The sequence below is a fragment of the Pseudomonas sp. Marseille-QA0332 genome (assembly GCF_054950175.1).
Genome location: NZ_CM143106.1, coordinates 2,076,575 through 2,093,083, shown reverse-complemented (window position 1 = coordinate 2,093,083; position 16,509 = coordinate 2,076,575). Strand labels below are relative to the sequence as shown.

The window sequence follows — 16,509 nt, the reverse complement described above, 5'->3', positions numbered from 1 at the left end:
TCGCCAGGATGGCAAGACGATTCGTGGAGTTCCAAATGCTTGAACAGGCTCAGCGCGTCCTCAAGGACGTCTTCGGCTACGACAGTTTCCGCGGGCGCCAGGCAGCGATCATCGAATGCGTGGCCAGTGGCGGCGATGCCTTGGTACTGATGCCCACCGGGGGCGGCAAGTCGCTGTGTTTCCAGGTGCCTGCCTTGTTGCGCCCTGGCCTTGCGGTGGTGGTCTCGCCGCTGATCGCGCTGATGGACGACCAGGTGGCGACGCTCGACGAACTGGGGGTGGCTGCCGCGGCGCTCAACTCCACCCTCAGCAGCGACCAGCAGCGCGAGCTGGCCGCCCGCCTGCGACGCGGCGAGATCAAGATGCTCTACCTGGCCCCCGAACGGCTGGTCCAGCCGCGCATGCTGGAGTTCCTGCGCACGCTGGACATCGCTCTGTTCGCCATCGACGAAGCGCATTGCGTGTCGCAATGGGGGCATGATTTCCGTCCCGAATACCTGCAGCTGGGCCAACTGGCCGAGCTGTTCCCGCACGTGCCGCGCATCGCCCTGACCGCCACGGCCGACATGCGCACACGCGAGGAAATCGTCCAGCGCCTGCACCTGCAAGGCGCCGAGCGCTTCCTGTCGAGCTTCGACCGGCCGAACATCTTCTACCGCATCGTGCCCAAGGAGCAGCCGCGCAAGCAGTTGCTGGCGTTTCTCGGCGAGCGTCGCGGTAACGCCGGCATCGTCTATTGCCTGTCGCGCAAGAAGGTCGACGAAACCGCCGCCTTCCTCTGCGACCAGGGCATTCCGGCCTTGCCCTATCACGCCGGCCTGGCGGCCGAGACCCGCGCGGCCAACCAGCACCGTTTCCTCAACGAGGAGGGCCTGGTGATGGTAGCGACGATCGCCTTCGGCATGGGCATCGACAAGCCCAACGTGCGTTTCGTCGCCCACCTGGACTTGCCCAAGTCGCTCGAGGCTTACTACCAGGAAACCGGCCGCGCCGGTCGTGACGGCTTGCCCGCCGACGCCTGGATGGCCTATGGGCTGCAGGACATGGTGATGCTCAAGCAGATGCTGCAGAACTCCGAAGGCGATGAGCGACACAAGCGCATCGAGCAGCACAAGCTCGATGCCATGCTCGCGCTGTGCGAAGAGACACGCTGCCGCCGGCAGGCGCTGCTGGCCTACTTCGACGAGCGGCTCGAGCAACCCTGTGGGCATTGCGACAATTGCGTCGACCAGGTGCAGACCTGGGACGCCACCGAGCCGGCGCGGCAGGCCCTGTCGACGGTCTATCGCACCGGCCAGCGCTATGGCGTCGGTCATCTGGTCGACGTGCTGATGGGCAAGCAGACCGAAAAAGTGCGCAATTTCGGCCATGAAAAGCTCTCGGTGTTCGGCGTTGGCAAGGCGACCTCGGAGAGCGAATGGCGCTCGCTGTTCCGCCAGCTGGTGGCACGTGGCCTGGTCGACATCGACCTGGAAGGCTACGGTGGCCTGCGTCTGTCCGACAGCTGCCGGCCGCTGCTGCGTGGCGAAGTCAGCCTGCAACTGCGCCGCGACCTCAAGCCGCAGACCGTCGCCAGGAGCAGCGGCGGCAGTCCGGCCAGCCAACTGGTACGTGGCGAAGAGCGTGAGCGCTGGGAGGCCCTGCGTGCCTTGCGGCGCAAGCTTGCCGAGGAGCACAGCGTGCCGCCCTACGTCATTTTCCCCGATTCGACGCTCCTGGAGATGCTGCGCAGTCAGCCTGGCAGCCTCGCCGAGATGGGCCGGGTCAGCGGTGTCGGTGCGCGCAAGCTGGAACGTTATGGCCAGGCGTTCCTCGAAGTGCTCAACGGCGGCGAGCAAGCGCCCAAGGTGGTCCTCGACCTGCGTCACGAGCTGGTCGTGCTGGCCCGCGCCGGCATGACTCCGGCGCAGATCGCCGGCCAGCTCAAGTGCAGCGAGAAGAATGTCTATGGTCTGCTGGCCGAGGCGCTCGGGCGCCAGGAACTGAGCCTGGAGCAGGCCCTGGACCTGCCGGAAGACTTGCTGAGCGAGATCCAGGACGCTTTCCTCGATGGCGAGGGCGAGTTGCCGCCGGTCTCGGCCGTGGCGGCGCAACTGGGCAGCCAGGTACCGGAAGGCGTGTTGCACTGCGTCCGCGCAGCCTTGGCGGCAGAGTTCGAGCTGTAAGCATTGACTCAGGTCGGGCCGTGTCACGCTTTTTCACGATTATCGAGCATCCTCGACCAGCCGATTCTTGCCTGGAAGGCTGGGGCATGGTTAGCTAACTAATGATTAGTCCTGTAAGTCGAGTTACCTTATGCCCCTGACCGACCACCAACATCGTTTCGGCATGCAGCTGGCACAGATGTCCCGTGGCTGGCGCGCCGAACTGGATCGCCGCCTCGCCGGACTGAACCTGTCCCAGGCCCGCTGGCTGGTGCTGTTGCACCTGGCCCGTTTCGAAGAAGCCCCGACCCAGCGCGAGCTGGCCCAGAGCGTCGGTGTGGAGGGGCCTACCCTGGCGCGTCTGCTCGACAGCTTGGAAACCCAGGGGCTGGTGCAGCGCCAGGCAGTGCTGGAAGATCGGCGGGCCAAGAAGATCCAGCTATGTCCGCCGGCCAGGCCGTTGATCGAGCAAATCGAGACCATCGCCAACCAACTGCGCGCCGAGCTGTTCAGTGGCATCAGCGAGGCGGACCTGGAGACCTGCATGCGCGTGCATGCCCGGATCCTCGACAACCTGGAGAAGTCCTGAGGCCTCGGCTGCGCCCCGGCTGCCGCTCGGCAAGGGCGAGCCAGCGTCGTCGATGGGTTTGTGGCCGTTCTTGCAGCGCCGTCGATGGGTGGCCGGCTGCGACGCCACTACTCATGCACAGGGCGCTTGCAGTGGCAGTGCGACGCAAGGGGCCGCACACCAACCCATCCACCCTTCATCAGGACGCTCCGGCATGAGCCACCCGAAACCCGAAATCGTCATCACCTATTGCACCCAGTGCCAATGGTTGCTGCGTGCTGCCTGGCTGGCCCAGGAGCTGCTGAGTACCTTCGCCGAGGATCTGCGACGGGTTGCTCTGGAGCCGGGACATGGCGGGGTGTTTCGCATCACCTGTGACGAAGTGCAGATCTGGGAGCGCAAGGCCGACGGCGGTTTTCCCGAGGCCAAGGCACTCAAGCAGCGAGTGCGCGACCAGATCGACCCGCAGCGCGACCTTGGCCACAACGATCGCTGATCAGTTGCCTTCGCTCGCTGGAGTCGCTTTGCCAGGGTTGCCAGTTGCCATCCGGCTGGACAGGACGATCGCCAGGATGATCAGCGAGCCTCCAGCCAGCATGCGCAGGGTGGGTGTCTCGGCGAATATCACCCAGGCCAGGGCGATGCCGTAGACGGGCTCCATGGCGAACACCACGGCGGCAGTGCGCGCCTTGACCACTGCCAGGCTGGCGACGAACAGACTGTGCGCCACTCCCGTGCAGAAGATGCCGAGCAAGGCGATCCACAGCCAGTCCATCGGCCTTACCTGGGCCAACCCCGGGGTGGCGAACGGCAGCAGGCACATGGCGACCACCAGGTTCTGACAGAGCGCTGCCTGGACAGCTGGCACCCGGCCCGAACCGGCACGGTTGGTCAGTGAAAGCAGGGCGAACAGCAGTCCAGACAGCAATGCCCACAGCAGCCCGCCGGTGGCTGCGCTGGCCAGGTCGAACGCCGGCGTGACCAGTACCAGGCCGACGCTGACCAGCAACACCAGCCAGGCCTCGTGGCCACGCACCCGTTCGCGCCACAGCATGCCTTCCAGAATCACCGTGAAAGCCGGAAAGCTGGCGAAGCCCAGGGTGGCGATGGCCACGCCCCCGACCTTGACGGCGATGAAGAAACTGACCCAGTGTCCGGCCAGTAGCAAGCCCGCGCAGAACAGTCGTCGCGCATCCTGGCCGGCCAACGCCTGCCAGCGCTGGCGCGCCATGCTCATGAACACGGCTAGGGCGAGCACGGCGAAGGCCGCTCGGCCCAGGACGATGATCGTCGCGCTGGCGCTGCCGGCCAGCTTGCCGAACACGCCGGTGAGGCCAAAGAACAGGGCGCCTATGTGCAAGGCGCCGAGGGCGGTGCGGTGGTTCATGAAAATCCTTGTGTCGTACCAGGCTGCTGCGCTACGTGTCACGAAAATGGGAGTGCCGTTTGCTGTTCAGCCTAACCTGAGCCTGGCACGAAATCTGTCGCCAGGCTCTCGTCAGTTATCGCCAGGCTCGCGGCGCAGGGCCAGGGGCGAGTGACCGAAGGCGCGTTGCATGGCCGCGCTGAACGCGCTTTGCGAGCCATAGCCGACCAGGGCGGCGACTTCGCCGATGGCAAGCCCGGTGGTGCGCAGCAGATGCAGGGCATGCTGAAGCCGGCGCCGACGGATGTATTGCATCGGCGTCAGCCCGACTTCGCTGGCGAAACGGGCATGAAGCCTGGCGTTGGAAAGTCTGGCCAGACGCGCCAGGTCGGCTACCTGCAACGCATGGGCGGCATGTCGATCGATGTAGGCATCGAACTCGGCATAAGGCAGCCGGGCAGGTTCGCGGCACGCTGGGCCCTGGGCATTCAGGCTCGCCAGCAGCAGCGCCGCCCCTTGGCGAGCGATCAGGGCATCCTCGACCGGGCTTGCGGCAAGCCAGTCGACCAGACGCTGCTGGTGGCTGTCGAGGCGCAGGGCAGCGGGGCGCCCGAGCAGGCGGCGGCTGGCGTCTGCTTGCTCGCCCAATTGCTCGGCCAGCCAGCATTCCCCGGGAACATCGAGCACCAGGCAATCGCTGCCGGTCTGGCTGGCGCAGACGTGGTGGGTCCCAGCCGGCACCACGATCATCCGCTCGCGGTCGATTTGTCCGCCCCGGCCCTGGAGCTCGAAATCCAGGCGGCCGCGCAGGCCGAAGACCAGTTGCGTATGCTCGTGGCTATGGGCGACCAGGCTTTGCTGGTAGTGGCGTACGGAAAGAATGGCCTGGACACTCATGCCGCAACCTGGCCATCAGTCATAAAGGGTCTTCTTGCGCCAGTTTTCGTTCTCGTCGGTCTTGAGTCCCTCGGTCAGCTCGTTCTCGTCGGTCTCGGCAGGCTCGAGCTGGTCCAAGGTCAGCGCATCGGCCCGGGCCAGCAGTTTTTCCAGGTAGGCGACCTGCTCCTTGTAGAAGACCTGGTCCGGCTGCTTGCGCAGGTACTGCAGGCCGCGCTCGAAAGCCAGGCGCGCCTGGCCGGGTTGTTCCTGGGCTAGCGCCTGCTGTCCGAGGTTGTTGAACAGCTCCAGATGCAGCAAGACCACGATATGACGTATTTCCTTGACCCACTGCTTGCCTTCTTCCTTGCTCAGGAAGCCTTCGTGGACAGCCCTCACGACCTGTTGATGGAGCGCCTCGAGCAAAAAGCGCACGTCCTTGGCCTTGGCTTCGGTGAGGATCGGGCCGGGCGGGTTGCTGACCGGGATCTGCTGCCCCAGCGCGATCAGACCTTCGAGTTCGGCCACGCGGGCCTTCAGCTCGGTGTTCTGTTTGTCCAGCAGCAGCAGGCGCCGGTTGAGGTTGAGTTCCAGCCGGGCCAGCAGCAGCTTGAGCGCTGGCGTCATCAATTGACCAGGGAAGGTTTCGGTGATCTGGCCGCAACGACGTAGGCGTTCGTTGAGTTCGATTTTTGCCCGTGTCCGTTCGAGCTTGGCGTTTTCCACCATGTTGTTGAAGTAACCGATGACGATCAGCAGGGTGATGCCGGCGATGACGAGCAAGGTGATCAGGAATGGGGTCACCGGTAGAGCCTCTGTCAGGATGCTGTTTTTGCCGAGTGTAGTGAGTTCGCCGCCCTGCGAACAGCTCGATCGATGGATTGGCTGGCCTGCCGTCCGAATGCCCACCGCACTGTTCGACCCGCTGGGCCAACGCCCCGTCACGCGGCGCCTTGGTCGTCCGGAAGTCATTGATTTGAATAAATTTATAGAAAAGTGTTGACGGCTTTCCAATGCCTCCATAGAATGCGCGCCACTTGCAGCGCAAAGCACAACGCGAAGCGCGGCAGGCAGTGAATGTTGTAGCGTGTCCCCTTCGTCTAGTGGCCTAGGACACCGCCCTTTCACGGCGGTAACAGGGGTTCGAGTCCCCTAGGGGACGCCATTGCGGGAATAGCTCAGTTGGTAGAGCACGACCTTGCCAAGGTCGGGGTCGCGAGTTCGAGTCTCGTTTCCCGCTCCAGTTTCTCCGGCAACGCCTTATGGCGGGGCAGGAAAAGGAAATCCAGGCTGAATCGTGAGGTTCACGTGCTGGTGCACTGAAAAGTGTCGTGTGTCCCCTTCGTCTAGTGGCCTAGGACACCGCCCTTTCACGGCGGTAACAGGGGTTCGAGTCCCCTAGGGGACGCCATTTGCGGGAATAGCTCAGTTGGTAGAGCACGACCTTGCCAAGGTCGGGGTCGCGAGTTCGAGTCTCGTTTCCCGCTCCAGTTTGCAAACTGTGGCGTCTGTGCGGTGCAGTGGTGGTGAAGGTCTCAAAGGCGCTTCACGCCGACAGTGGTAAAGCTCAAAAAAGCGGGAATAGCTCAGTTGGTAGAGCACGACCTTGCCAAGGTCGGGGTCGCGAGTTCGAGTCTCGTTTCCCGCTCCAATTCTTCATCCATAGACGATTACCCAAGTCTATAGGTTCCTGATTCAAAAGGGTTTTAGCCCTGGAGAATGTCTAGCGAAAGCTACTCGATTCCACTCTCAACCATGCCCTACCAGTACACGAAACAGTACATGAAATCCGGGCGGTTGCTGGTGCGGATTGTTTGCTGAGTCACCGCCCCTGAGCACGGTACACCTCTCCTCAACCTGAGAAGGAGGCGTACCCATGGCGTTAACCGATGCCGTTGTCCGGCAGGCCAAGACCACCGGCAAAGACTACACCCTCGACGATACTGACGGCCTGGTGCTGTTCGTCACCGCCCGAGCGGCCAAGAAGTGGCACTTCCGCTTCACCTGGATGGGCAAGCAGCAGCGCGTTGCCGTTGGCAGCTACCCGAAAATGTCCCTCAAGGATGCGCGCGCAGGTGGCTCATGATGTCGATCCGCGTGTTCACCGTCTGCATTTCAAGGCGGCAGAGCTGGCCGCACCCCTGAACACCTTTGCTTGCGTCTTCAAGGCCTGGCGCGACTTCAAGGCGCTGAACCTGAAAACCGGCCGCCAGCACTCTGTCGCAGATCGACCGCATTTTTGCCCAGGACGTGCTGCCCTGGCTGGGCAAGTTCTCCATCTTCGATATCGACAACCGTGGCAACCAAAAAAGGAGAAGTAAAATGCCTGAACTGCCAATGCGAGATATGGAGCTGGTGTCCGGGGCCTTCGGCCCCGTTGGTGTCGCTATTGGTGCCGCCAGTGGCGCTGCACATACATCGGGGCGACGATAGGATCGGGTGAGGGAAGCGTGGCTGTGCCGCTTGGAAGCACAGTCACGGGGGTCATTGTGGGTGGTCTCACCGGCCCGGCAGGAATATCTGCTATGCAGGCGGGGGTATATATCATTGTTGGAACCCCAGGACGGATTTCTTGGGGAATGGCTGGAGGGCTTACGCAGCGAACAAGCATTCGCACTTTCGCCTCATCTGCCCAGGCATGACTTCGCTGCCGCCGAGGCCGTGCTCGTCAACGGTAATTGATGGTGAAGTTCAAGGCGCCCTTGGCCAGGCCCGGGGTGACCCGGTTGTTCGTCTGGTAATACTGGGCGCGAAGATCGAGACGCACGTTGCCAGGCGTCAGCGCAGCCATGTCGACGAACTCTTCCAGCTTCACAGGCGTGTTGTCGCTGCGCAGTACCTGAATGCCAAGCCCGGTGGCGGTCGAGTCGCTGGTCAGGCTGAACAGGCCGCGATCACGATCCAGCGCGGCCGAGCCGTTCACGCCGTCCAGGCGCATGAAGGCGCGGGCCACGCTGCCATTTGGATCATCCTCGCAGTCGCTGAGCGTGATATGGAAATCGACCGGGGCGGTGGTGGTGCCGACGCCACGGAACTGGGCGATGTCCTGCGTACCGAGCTGCACCGGGTTGGCGCTGACCGCGTCTGCCTTCAAGGTGCACTGCGCCTGCTGGACCTGGCCTCGCAGGGTCAGTCTGGCGGCATCGCCCACATCGCTCATCGTAGCTCTGGCGACCTCGTCGTTGAAGGCTTGCAGTCCAGGCGCGATCGTACCGGTCTTGATCAGGGCGACGTAGTTGACCACCATATGATTCACGATCAGGTAGCTGGGCCTCATGTGCTCCTGGTGCTCGCTGACAAACGGCACGGCGCCTTTGCCGTCGGTGGGCTTGAAGTGATTGTTCGCATGGCCGTTAAAGGGTATGCCGAGCTCCACGTACAAACCGACCCCTGGAATGCTGGTGCGCAAGACCTTGCCTGTCACGTCCTTGCCGTCCACCGGGGGCAGCGTGCCTGGCTCTATGGGCCGTGGCGTGTTCACGGTAGCGGTAAGCAGTCTGCTGCCATCGTTGTCGCATATGAGCTGGACACCTGGCTGCTGGAGGATGGGAAGGCGATTGAGCGAGGCTATCTTTGTTCCGATTGCGGCATCGCGGGGCACCCAGAACGTGCCCAGGTCAGCCGTATAGAGCAGCGGACCGGTCCCCATGCTCCATTCACACCGCGCGATGGCCAGGGCCTGCTCCGGTAGCGCCATCGTCGCCGCAGCGGTGACGATGGCGACGGCAAGAAATTTCAGACGTGGAATGGAAGGCATTGTCAGCATCCTGTCGGGCATGCGAGTGGGCCGCATGGGCAAGGTCATGGGGCAGGGCAGCGCAAGGTTTGCATGCGATAGCCCTGGTCTTCCTGCATGGACGAAGGGTCGATGGCCAGTTGGCAGCGCTGGTCCGGTCGGTCTCCCCAGCGGGCTTCCAGGATCTGCGCCGTGGCTTCGGTGGCCACCAGAGCCTGGCCAGCCTGGCCGACCACCGCGAGGTGCTCGCCCTGCTGATCGCTCAGTTGCGTACCGAATGGCAGCGCACGACCGTCGGCATGTTGCAAGGTCAGTATCAGCCGGCTTACCTGGCGCGCCTTGAATGCCGCCTTGACCACCGCGCCGCGGCGCGGAACGACTTGCGTGGCGCCGTTCTCGATCTCCACGTCGGGGCCGAGCTGGTCGGTCTGCAGAGCGATCTGGTTGACCCGATAGGGACGCAGGTGCGGCGCCAGCAGATAACCGCTTTCATTGGTCTTGGCACCTGGAGCGTTATCGACGCCGACACCGGCGACATCGGGTACATGGACCAGAGCCGTGGTTTCACCCAGGTACTGGCCAAGCACGATCCCGTCGGAATGGGCCAGCACCGTACCGCTGGCGTTTACCGATACGCTGCGATAGCCATGCGCTTCGGTATATCCGGCACCCAGGCTGCCTTGCTGGGTCTGGTAGCCGAGGGCGACCGAAGCGGTCTTGCGCTGTCGTTCATCGTTGGCCAGCGAGGCGAGATAGCTCAGACGGTTGTCCAGCGCGCCGCCACTGAGGCTGGCGCGCTCGCTGGTGCGGCCATTGCTTTGCTGGATATCGAAACTGGCACTGCTGGATGAGCCGAAGTCCAGCGGGACGGTGACGCCCAGGCCGATGATGCGATCGTTGCGGTCATGGCGCTGACTGTCGCTCAGCGACTGCGAGGCGTAAAGATTGACACTGGCCCGGCGGTAGAGCGTGGTGAACTGGAACTGATACTGGCGCCTTTGCAAATCGCGGTGCCAGTAGTCATCCTGCGACAGGGTCAAGCTGAGCGAGCTGCGGGTGCCGATATTCTGGTAGATCGAGGTCTCCAGGCGGCTACGGCGGTTGCCCAGATAGCGACTGGAGGCATTGCGTTGCTGCACGGCCTCGTCGAACTCCCGGTAGCCTTCGGTGGAATAGCGATACCCGGCGAAGCGCAGGCTGGTCCCGGTCTGGAACGATTTGCCGTAGCGGGTGGCATAGCTTTGCCCTTGTACTTGCCCTTGTTCGCCGAGGTCGCTTTGAGCCTGGGTGACGTCGAAGGAAAGGGCGCCGAGCGAGCCGAAATCACGTGCCACGCCCAGGTTGGCGGCGCGGTAATACTCACTGCCGAGCAGGCCGCCATACAAGGTCGTATTCCAGCTGCCTCCACGCGCAAGAGTCGCTTGACCCAGCAACGGAGCGTCCAGATCCTCGGCACCGTTGTAGCGGCCCACGGCGATGTTGTAGCGCCATACGCCTTCGCGTAGCAGGTTGCCCAAGGTAGAGTACGGTTGAATGAACCGGCGCACCTGGCCGTCGGCTTCGGTGAGGACGATTTCCAGGTCGCCACTGCTGCCGCCGATACCCAGGTCATCGATTTCGTAGGGGCCGGGCGCCACGTAGGTGGAGTAGATCGGGTAGTCGTTCTGCAGGACTTCCAGTTTGGCGCGGGTCTGGGCCACGCCGCGTATCACCGGAGCATAGCCCTGCATCACGTCCGGCAGCATGTTCATGTCGGTCGCCAGTTGCACTCCCTTGAACGGCAGGCTGCGAAAGACATCGCCGTTGCTGAAGGTTTCGCCCAAGGTGAGGGTGCCCCAGGTGCCGGGCAGGTCACGCTGGGCATAGGTGTTGGCCCGTGTCCAGCGCCGCTGGCGGTTGCCGTTGTCGCGCCAGCTCTGGCTGCTGCGCAGGCGCCAGCCGGCGAAGTTCACGCCGCTGTTGAGATACAGGTCCTGGCTGCTGCGCGAGACGCCGTTGGCACCGCTCCAATGCTGCGCGGATGCCTGATAGCTGACGAAGGCAGTATCGATCCCGTCATCCCAGCGCTCTGGCGCGACGCTACCGGCCACATCGCGACGCAGGAAAGCCTGGGGAATCGACAGCGCCAGCTGGAGCTTGGCCGTATCCAGCGCGACCACCGCGTCGGGAGCCAGCGCGCGAAGATCGACGCAGCGGTCTTCTTCTGGCAGCGGTTCGGCCAGGCTCTTCTCGCGCAGGCCGAGCTCGCGCAGCAAGCCTGCGCCAAGGCATGGTTCCAGGCCCTGGCCGTCGCTGCGTTGGCGAAACTCTATCTCGTATTGTCCGGCCGGGGCCAGGTTGACCAGCACTTCGACCCGATAACGTCCAGGCGCCAGGGGCGTTTGCATGGCCAAGTTGCTCAAGGCCGCTGCGCTGGCTTCGACCGACTGGCCAGGTGTCTGGCGCATGAAGTTGGGATTGAATTGCAGTTGGCGCCCTTGAGCCAGCGTGGGGGTAAAGACCAGAAGCATGCTGCAACCGGCAGTCGTCAGGAATAGAGCGAGACGAGGGCGTGTCGGCAGTTGCCGACGCCGAATTGGCTTGAGCATTGGAAGATACCGTTGTTTGGCGCCGATTGTGGAACTACGGCGCGGCGTTTGAAGCAGAAGATAGAGAGGCTGCGGGGCTTCAGATGTAGGAGAATTCCGAGTCTTTATATGGGGAATTCAACAACGACAAGGCAGGGTTAGCAGGCGGCGATCCTTGCAAGGACCACCGCCACGGATCATTCAGCGCTCGGGGCTAATCGATATCGTCCTTCGACGAAATAGATAGGGTCGACTTTCCACTTGAATCCGGCTTGGCCCTGCGCTGGCGCTGCCGGAGGCGTTATAGAACTCACGCCTCCATTGGTTTCGCGGCTAGAACCTAGGCGAACAGGAGTGAAGTCATGTGAAACGTCGTTGGGCACGAACAAGGGGTTGACTTTTTCAAGATCCTCTGTTCCCGGCAGGACATTCCAATCCAGTTCGGGATTGGAGGCAGATGCTGGCCTCACTGAGCCGACGACACTATTCATGCTGCTTCGGGAGACACTCGCCGAACGACCAGCTACCGACCCGGCTGGCGTGGCACTGGCTGAACTGGCTGCACGGCTCAGGATCGACCCGCGTGGCGTTCCGCCGACACCTGTGCTAACCGCCCGCGAGGCAGTCTGCGTGCCCTGGCTCAGGCCTTGCCTGGCTCCCTGCGCGGCACTGCGACCAGCGAACCTGCTGTAGCCGATGACCCCCAGGGTGCTCACCGCACTGCCTATGCCAAGCCAGAACGAGGCATCGAGGGCCGCTTGGTTGCCTGTCACCAAGGCCGCCGCAGATGCGGCGGTGCTGGCTACGTCGAGCGCCAGGCTGGAAGCGCCCAGGGCAAAGGCGAATGTCGCACCGACCGGCGGCAACAGTGCAAAACTCACCACGGCGAATACCGCGCCCACCGCCACGCCAAGCCAGGACCGCCAGTCAGCCTTAGGCTTGGGTGCCGGCCTCAACGGGACATATGGCAGTTCCTGGCTGTAACGTTCGCCCAGATGACCGCTTGGGTCACGCCAGTTCACCGGGTCGCCGCCGCAATAGGCATAAGGATTGATTCCGGCGTCTTCCGGAGCCAGCACGTCAGGGCTGTGGAATCGCATCAGCGCAGGGTTGTAGGCCCGGTAGCCGCGGCCCAGCAGATACCAACCCAAGGCACGTTCGCGGGCTTCGCCGTTGAAGCCAAGCAGACCCAGCAGCTCGCTGTCGTCGGGCGCTTCGCCGTAGGCGCTGTAAGAGGTGCGATGCAATGCGGTGGCAGTGCTTTCCCCGACCACACTGTTGCCGGGGTCGGTCAGGAACAGGCGTGCCTGTGCTTCGTCGGTCGAGCGTTGCAGTCCCAGCGGACGGTCTGCGGCATAGAGGTACTGGGTAAGCAGGCCATTCTCCAGCGTGGCGCTGACCCGATACCCTTGATAGCGGCGCACTACTTCGGGGCCTTGGCCCTGACTCACGCCAAGCAGGTGGTCATGACCATCGAAGCGATAACGGTACAGGGTCCGTGCGTCGTCGGCGCTGCGCACCTCGACGAGGCGCCCCGCTTCGTCGTAGACCAGCCGGTTGCCTCGTTCATCGTTCAGCAAATTGCCGTCGGCGTCATGCTCGAACGCCTGGCTGGCAGGATAGTCTGGCTGAAGGCTGTGTTCGACCTTGCGCAGAAGGAAACCTTCGTAGGTAAAAGTGGCTTCGTCGCTCTTGCCATCGGCGAAATCCGTGTAACATTCGACGAGATTATCCAGCTCGTCATAGACGAAGAACTGGTTGACGATTTCCCGACCATGGGCGTTGCGTGGCAGGCGCGAGCCGCTACAAGCGTGATTCTCGAGCCGATCGAGCATGTCGTACTCGAACGTTTCCTCAAGCAGCTGCTCCCCGTCGCAGCTCAACGTGCGGCTGCGCAACTGATCATCCTCGCGCCACTGCTGTTCGACGGTCTGGCACAGGACAGTCCCGTCGCGCTTGCTCAACGTCAGTGTACGCAAAATCTCCCGCCCCAGATCGTCGTAGCCTTGTTCGCACGACAGGGTTTGGGCGTTTGCCAGGTCCTTGGTCTGCGTGGTGTGCAGGCGGCCGGCCGAATCGTAGGTGATGGTGGCTTCAAGCTGGCCTTGGCAAGTCTTGATCAGTCGACCCAGCTCATCGTAGGTATGCGCCACCGTCACGCCGTCGCTGTCGGTATAGCCCAATGGCAGCCCCTGGAAGGAACTGGTGTACTGGCACGTATATTCATCTCCAGCTGCGTCCTTCCACTGGGCCTCGCGCAGGTAGCCTTGCTCGGTATAGGCATAGGTATGCGAGCCTTGTACGTTGCGGGCGCTCTTGATCGCGGCACTGCGCCAGTCGTAATCGAACTCGGCCTTGCTCGCCGCGACTTCTATGAGCTTGGGCTGGGCAGACAGGCTTGGACGATAGCTGTAGCTGAAGGTGCGCTTGGCCGCGGTCGTGCGCGTTGCAATCAGCGAGGTATCGCCCTGATAGCGATAGGTTTCCTTTCGCAGGCCAACACTGAGGGTCTTGAGGCGCTCGATCCCATCGAACGTGCGGTCCCAGGCAAGAATCGAATCGGTGGTCCCGCGTCGCTTGACGCTCAGGCGCTCGGTCAGTTCATTGCTGCTGTGCGTTGCGAACTCGCGACTCACGGTCGAAGCGTCCGCACGCACGGTCTGGGTGATTCGCCCAAGAGGATCGTAACGATAGCCGGTCGTGCGAAGTGTTGGCCGCCTGGCCTTCGTCTGGAAACTCGATGCCTCGCTGGTGCATTGGCCCAACCCATCGTAGGTGAAGTCCCGCCGCCCGACCTGCTTGCCTGTTTCGTCAACTCTGCACTGCCAGGCCGGCTTGTCGAAGCGGTTGGTTTCGATGATCGATTGCTGCTGCCGTATACCGGGTCTATCAGGTGTTTCCATCCAGCGCGTGATCGTGTCACCGTGCTCGCCAAACGGCGAATGCTGGATGTGCAAGGTAGCACCGGTAGGCAGTTGGGTCTTGCACAGATTCCCCCAGGCGTCATATTCGAAGGTGGACTTCAACGACACTACCTGATCATTGCAGTAGTCGAACGTGGTTTGCTCGATCACCTGGCCCAAGCCGTCGTGATTCGTCTGCGCGATCAGTTTCCTCCAGCGGGGGCGTTCGTCCCCCTCGGGTGCTTCCGTTTCGCGCTCTTGCTTGACCAGCCTATTGCAGCCGTCGAGGGTCAGGTAAGTGACCACGCCACTGCTTTCGGTGACTGCTTGTACAGCCTGGCCACCCGCTTCGGTGACTAACGTGTAGTCGAGGCGCGTACGGGTTTCGTCTTCGCTGTCTGGCGCAACGATTTCCTCCACCAGTCTGGTGAGCTTGTCGTAGCGCAAACGGGTGGCGTTGCCCAGGTCATCCTGCAAGTAGGTGGGCTGGCCATGCAGAAGGGACAACGCCTGGGTCTTGCGTTTCTGTACCAGGTCGAAACCGGTGACTGTCTCGTCGATCCAATGCTCAGGCCCAAGCTCGGGGTGCGAGGCCTTGCTGTAGTGCCAGTCGGTGCGGGTCGTGCGGCTTTCCATGGCCTTGCGCAGCGGGTCGGTGAGATCCGATCCGTAGCGCGTCGTTTTCTGATAATCCACACGGCCATGCAGGTAGGCGTCGGCGGGTGTTTCCAGGTAGCCTCGCTCGATCAGTTGCAACAGCTGCTCCGATTCGCCTTTGCGCTCCTGCTCTGTCACTTGGAGCAATGACTCCTGGATGACGGCGAGCCAGGGCGCAGGCTCGACGGCACTGGTCAGGGGAGGATAGGCCGCATAGCTGAGACGAGTGCGAGTGACCGGCGCGGCGGCATCCTGACCGGGAGCAGGGTAGACAGTCATGCACTTGAGGTGACGGACGAAACCTTGCGGATCGGCCGGGCACTGCCAGTCCTGGGATCGTTCGCCTCCTTTGGGGTAGTACTCGTAGACGGTACGAATGCCGGTGGGCTGGACTTCCTCGACCAGATTGCCGTGCTCATCGTACCGGGTGGTCGCTTGCTCGATACGCACTTGGCTGGCGTCATCGCGCAGTTTCCAGCGTTTGGTCACTGTATGGGGTAGCTGGAAATTGGCAGGTTGCCCTTCGAAGTCGGCGTCAGGCCGTTCATGGAAGCGGGTTTCGGTCTCTTCGATGTGGCCGTCCTGCTCGACGGTCTGCAGCGTCATCAGATGGAACCGATTGTAGGTCCGGGTTTGCTTGCGCACTATCTTGTCATCCTGCCAGTGATGGGAGGTGACGCTGTAGCGGTAGCTTGCCTGGGCGCGATACAGGTTGTCCTGGCCATCGTCGCGCCAGGTGATACCGCTGTTGTTGCCCAGGAAGTTGTTCTGCGCCTGCTGGCCGGTGTCTGGATCGCGGTAGGTATAGGTGTAGGTGGTCTTGAGCGGTGGTTGGCCTGACCCGGGATCGATCAGGTGGGTGGTGACCCGGGGCAGCGCCACGCGTGAACCACCACCCGGCAGCAGGTGGCCGTCATCCTCGTAGGCGATGTCCTCCACCGCGCCGACCGGGGTCCAGATCTTCTTCAGGCACGTCAGCTCGCGCACGCGGGCATACTCGAAACGCCAGCTCGCCTTGTCCTCGGTCGGCAAGATGACCTTGCGCAACTGACGGTTGCTCAGCTCCAGCGTGTAGCGCGCGAACGGCGCGCCATTGGCACCGGCGCCGGGATGCAGGTCGAGGGTCACCTGGCCGAGGGCGTAGTCGAGCTGCAGCAGCTGCAGGCCATTGCCATCGACGATGCGTTCCAGGCAATGCTGGCCCTGAAACAGGGTGTAGGTCAGTTCCAGGTGGTGGCCAGAGGGCGCCTGCACGCGGGTCGGCAAGGCGACGGGCTGCTGGTCGCCGAATGGGGTGAGCATTTCCACCAGCCCGGATTTGTGCACGATCCGGTAGCGCTGGTCGCTGGAGGTGCTGTCGTCATGGAAGTGGAAGCTGTCGATCTTCTTCTCGCGGATCGCCGGCTGCGGGCCGCTACCGGTGACCTTGTAGCTTTCCCCGGTGTGCAGCGAGAGCATGTGGGTAGCGGGCACGTACTGGCTCAGGGCAAGGTTCCAGCCCTGGCCAAAGCCTGAATCCTGGTCGTTGAACGGGTTGAACGACAGGCGCAGGGGCAGTTGCGGGCCGATCAGGTCGTTGCCGACCAGGGCCGGCAGCTCGATGGCCAGGGTGTACTGGCCGGTGCGCGGGTCGACGCTGTTCTGCACGAAGCTGAGGAAGTTCGCGGCACTGGAATGAATGACGTTGGCCAT

Annotated in this window: 11 protein-coding genes and 5 tRNA genes; 9 read left to right on the top strand and 7 right to left on the bottom strand. The window is 62.9% G+C overall.

The window, feature by feature from the left end; translation table 11 throughout:
- Nucleotides 1-35 precede the first annotated feature (35 nt).
- The 3 genes from recQ to ACY8GK_RS09675 all read left to right on the top strand — a co-directional run bounded on the left by recQ (nt 36) and on the right by ACY8GK_RS09675 (nt 3,208).
- A complete protein-coding gene (recQ, locus tag ACY8GK_RS09685; protein ID WP_462402901.1) occupies nt 36-2,165 on the top strand; it encodes a DNA helicase RecQ in 2,130 nt (709 codons plus the stop codon).
- A 130-nt stretch (nt 2,166-2,295) separates the two neighbouring features.
- Nucleotides 2,296-2,733 (top strand): transcriptional regulator SlyA, encoded by a 438-nt coding sequence (slyA, locus tag ACY8GK_RS09680; RefSeq protein WP_196181373.1) that lies wholly within the window; start codon nt 2,296-2,298, stop codon nt 2,731-2,733.
- Between the two features lie 193 nt (nt 2,734-2,926).
- Nucleotides 2,927-3,208: an Rdx family protein gene (locus tag ACY8GK_RS09675; protein ID WP_196181372.1), complete on the top strand. Its 282-nt coding sequence runs from the start codon at nt 2,927-2,929 to the stop codon at nt 3,206-3,208.
- On the opposite strand, the gene ACY8GK_RS09670 is transcribed toward ACY8GK_RS09675, so the two are convergent.
- From ACY8GK_RS09670 to ACY8GK_RS09660, 3 genes are all read right to left on the bottom strand, one after another.
- Nucleotides 3,209-4,099, bottom strand: a complete 891-nt coding sequence (locus ACY8GK_RS09670; protein WP_462402900.1) for a DMT family transporter — start codon at nt 4,097-4,099, stop codon at nt 3,209-3,211. It lies immediately after the preceding gene.
- 111 nt (nt 4,100-4,210) lie between these two features.
- Nucleotides 4,211-4,975, bottom strand: coding sequence for an AraC family transcriptional regulator (locus ACY8GK_RS09665; protein ID WP_196181370.1), 765 nt, complete (start codon nt 4,973-4,975; stop codon nt 4,211-4,213).
- Between the two features lie 15 nt (nt 4,976-4,990).
- Nucleotides 4,991-5,758, bottom strand: a complete 768-nt coding sequence (locus ACY8GK_RS09660; protein WP_196181369.1) for a hypothetical protein — start codon at nt 5,756-5,758, stop codon at nt 4,991-4,993.
- A gap of 285 nt (nt 5,759-6,043) precedes the next feature.
- On the opposite strand from ACY8GK_RS09660, the gene ACY8GK_RS09655 reads away from it, so the two are divergent.
- The 6 genes from ACY8GK_RS09655 to ACY8GK_RS09630 all read left to right on the top strand — a co-directional run bounded on the left by ACY8GK_RS09655 (nt 6,044) and on the right by ACY8GK_RS09630 (nt 7,040).
- Nucleotides 6,044-6,119 (top strand) — tRNA-Glu (locus ACY8GK_RS09655).
- Between the two features lie 2 nt (nt 6,120-6,121).
- A tRNA-Gly gene (locus ACY8GK_RS09650) sits at nt 6,122-6,197 on the top strand.
- Between the two features lie 92 nt (nt 6,198-6,289).
- A tRNA-Glu gene (locus ACY8GK_RS09645) sits at nt 6,290-6,365 on the top strand.
- A gap of 3 nt (nt 6,366-6,368) precedes the next feature.
- Nucleotides 6,369-6,444, top strand: a tRNA-Gly gene (locus ACY8GK_RS09640).
- Between the two features lie 85 nt (nt 6,445-6,529).
- Nucleotides 6,530-6,605 (top strand) — tRNA-Gly (locus ACY8GK_RS09635).
- 225 nt (nt 6,606-6,830) lie between these two features.
- A complete protein-coding gene (locus ACY8GK_RS09630) occupies nt 6,831-7,040 on the top strand; it encodes an Arm DNA-binding domain-containing protein (RefSeq protein ID WP_462402899.1) in 210 nt (69 codons plus the stop codon).
- Here the strand turns inward: ACY8GK_RS09630 and ACY8GK_RS09625 are convergent.
- The 4 genes from ACY8GK_RS09625 to ACY8GK_RS09610 form a co-directional block, all read right to left on the bottom strand.
- Nucleotides 7,012-7,233 carry a hypothetical protein gene (locus ACY8GK_RS09625; RefSeq protein ID WP_462402898.1) on the bottom strand — a complete coding sequence of 74 codons (222 nt, stop codon included), beginning with the start codon at nt 7,231-7,233 and terminating at the stop codon, nt 7,012-7,014. The two genes, ACY8GK_RS09630 and ACY8GK_RS09625, sit on opposite strands and share 29 nt — an antisense overlap.
- Nucleotides 7,234-7,622: 389 nt before the next feature.
- Entirely contained in the window at nt 7,623-8,711 is a 1,089-nt protein-coding gene (locus tag ACY8GK_RS09620; RefSeq protein WP_462402897.1) for a fimbrial protein, read from the bottom strand.
- A gap of 44 nt (nt 8,712-8,755) precedes the next feature.
- Nucleotides 8,756-11,278 carry a fimbria/pilus outer membrane usher protein gene (locus ACY8GK_RS09615; RefSeq protein WP_462402896.1) on the bottom strand — a complete coding sequence of 841 codons (2,523 nt, stop codon included), beginning with the start codon at nt 11,276-11,278 and terminating at the stop codon, nt 8,756-8,758.
- Nucleotides 11,279-11,454: 176 nt separating this feature from the next.
- The gene (locus ACY8GK_RS09610) at nt 11,455-16,509 is read right to left on the bottom strand and encodes an RHS repeat-associated core domain-containing protein (RefSeq protein ID WP_462402895.1); all 5,055 of its coding nucleotides are present in this window, start codon (nt 16,507-16,509) and stop codon (nt 11,455-11,457) included.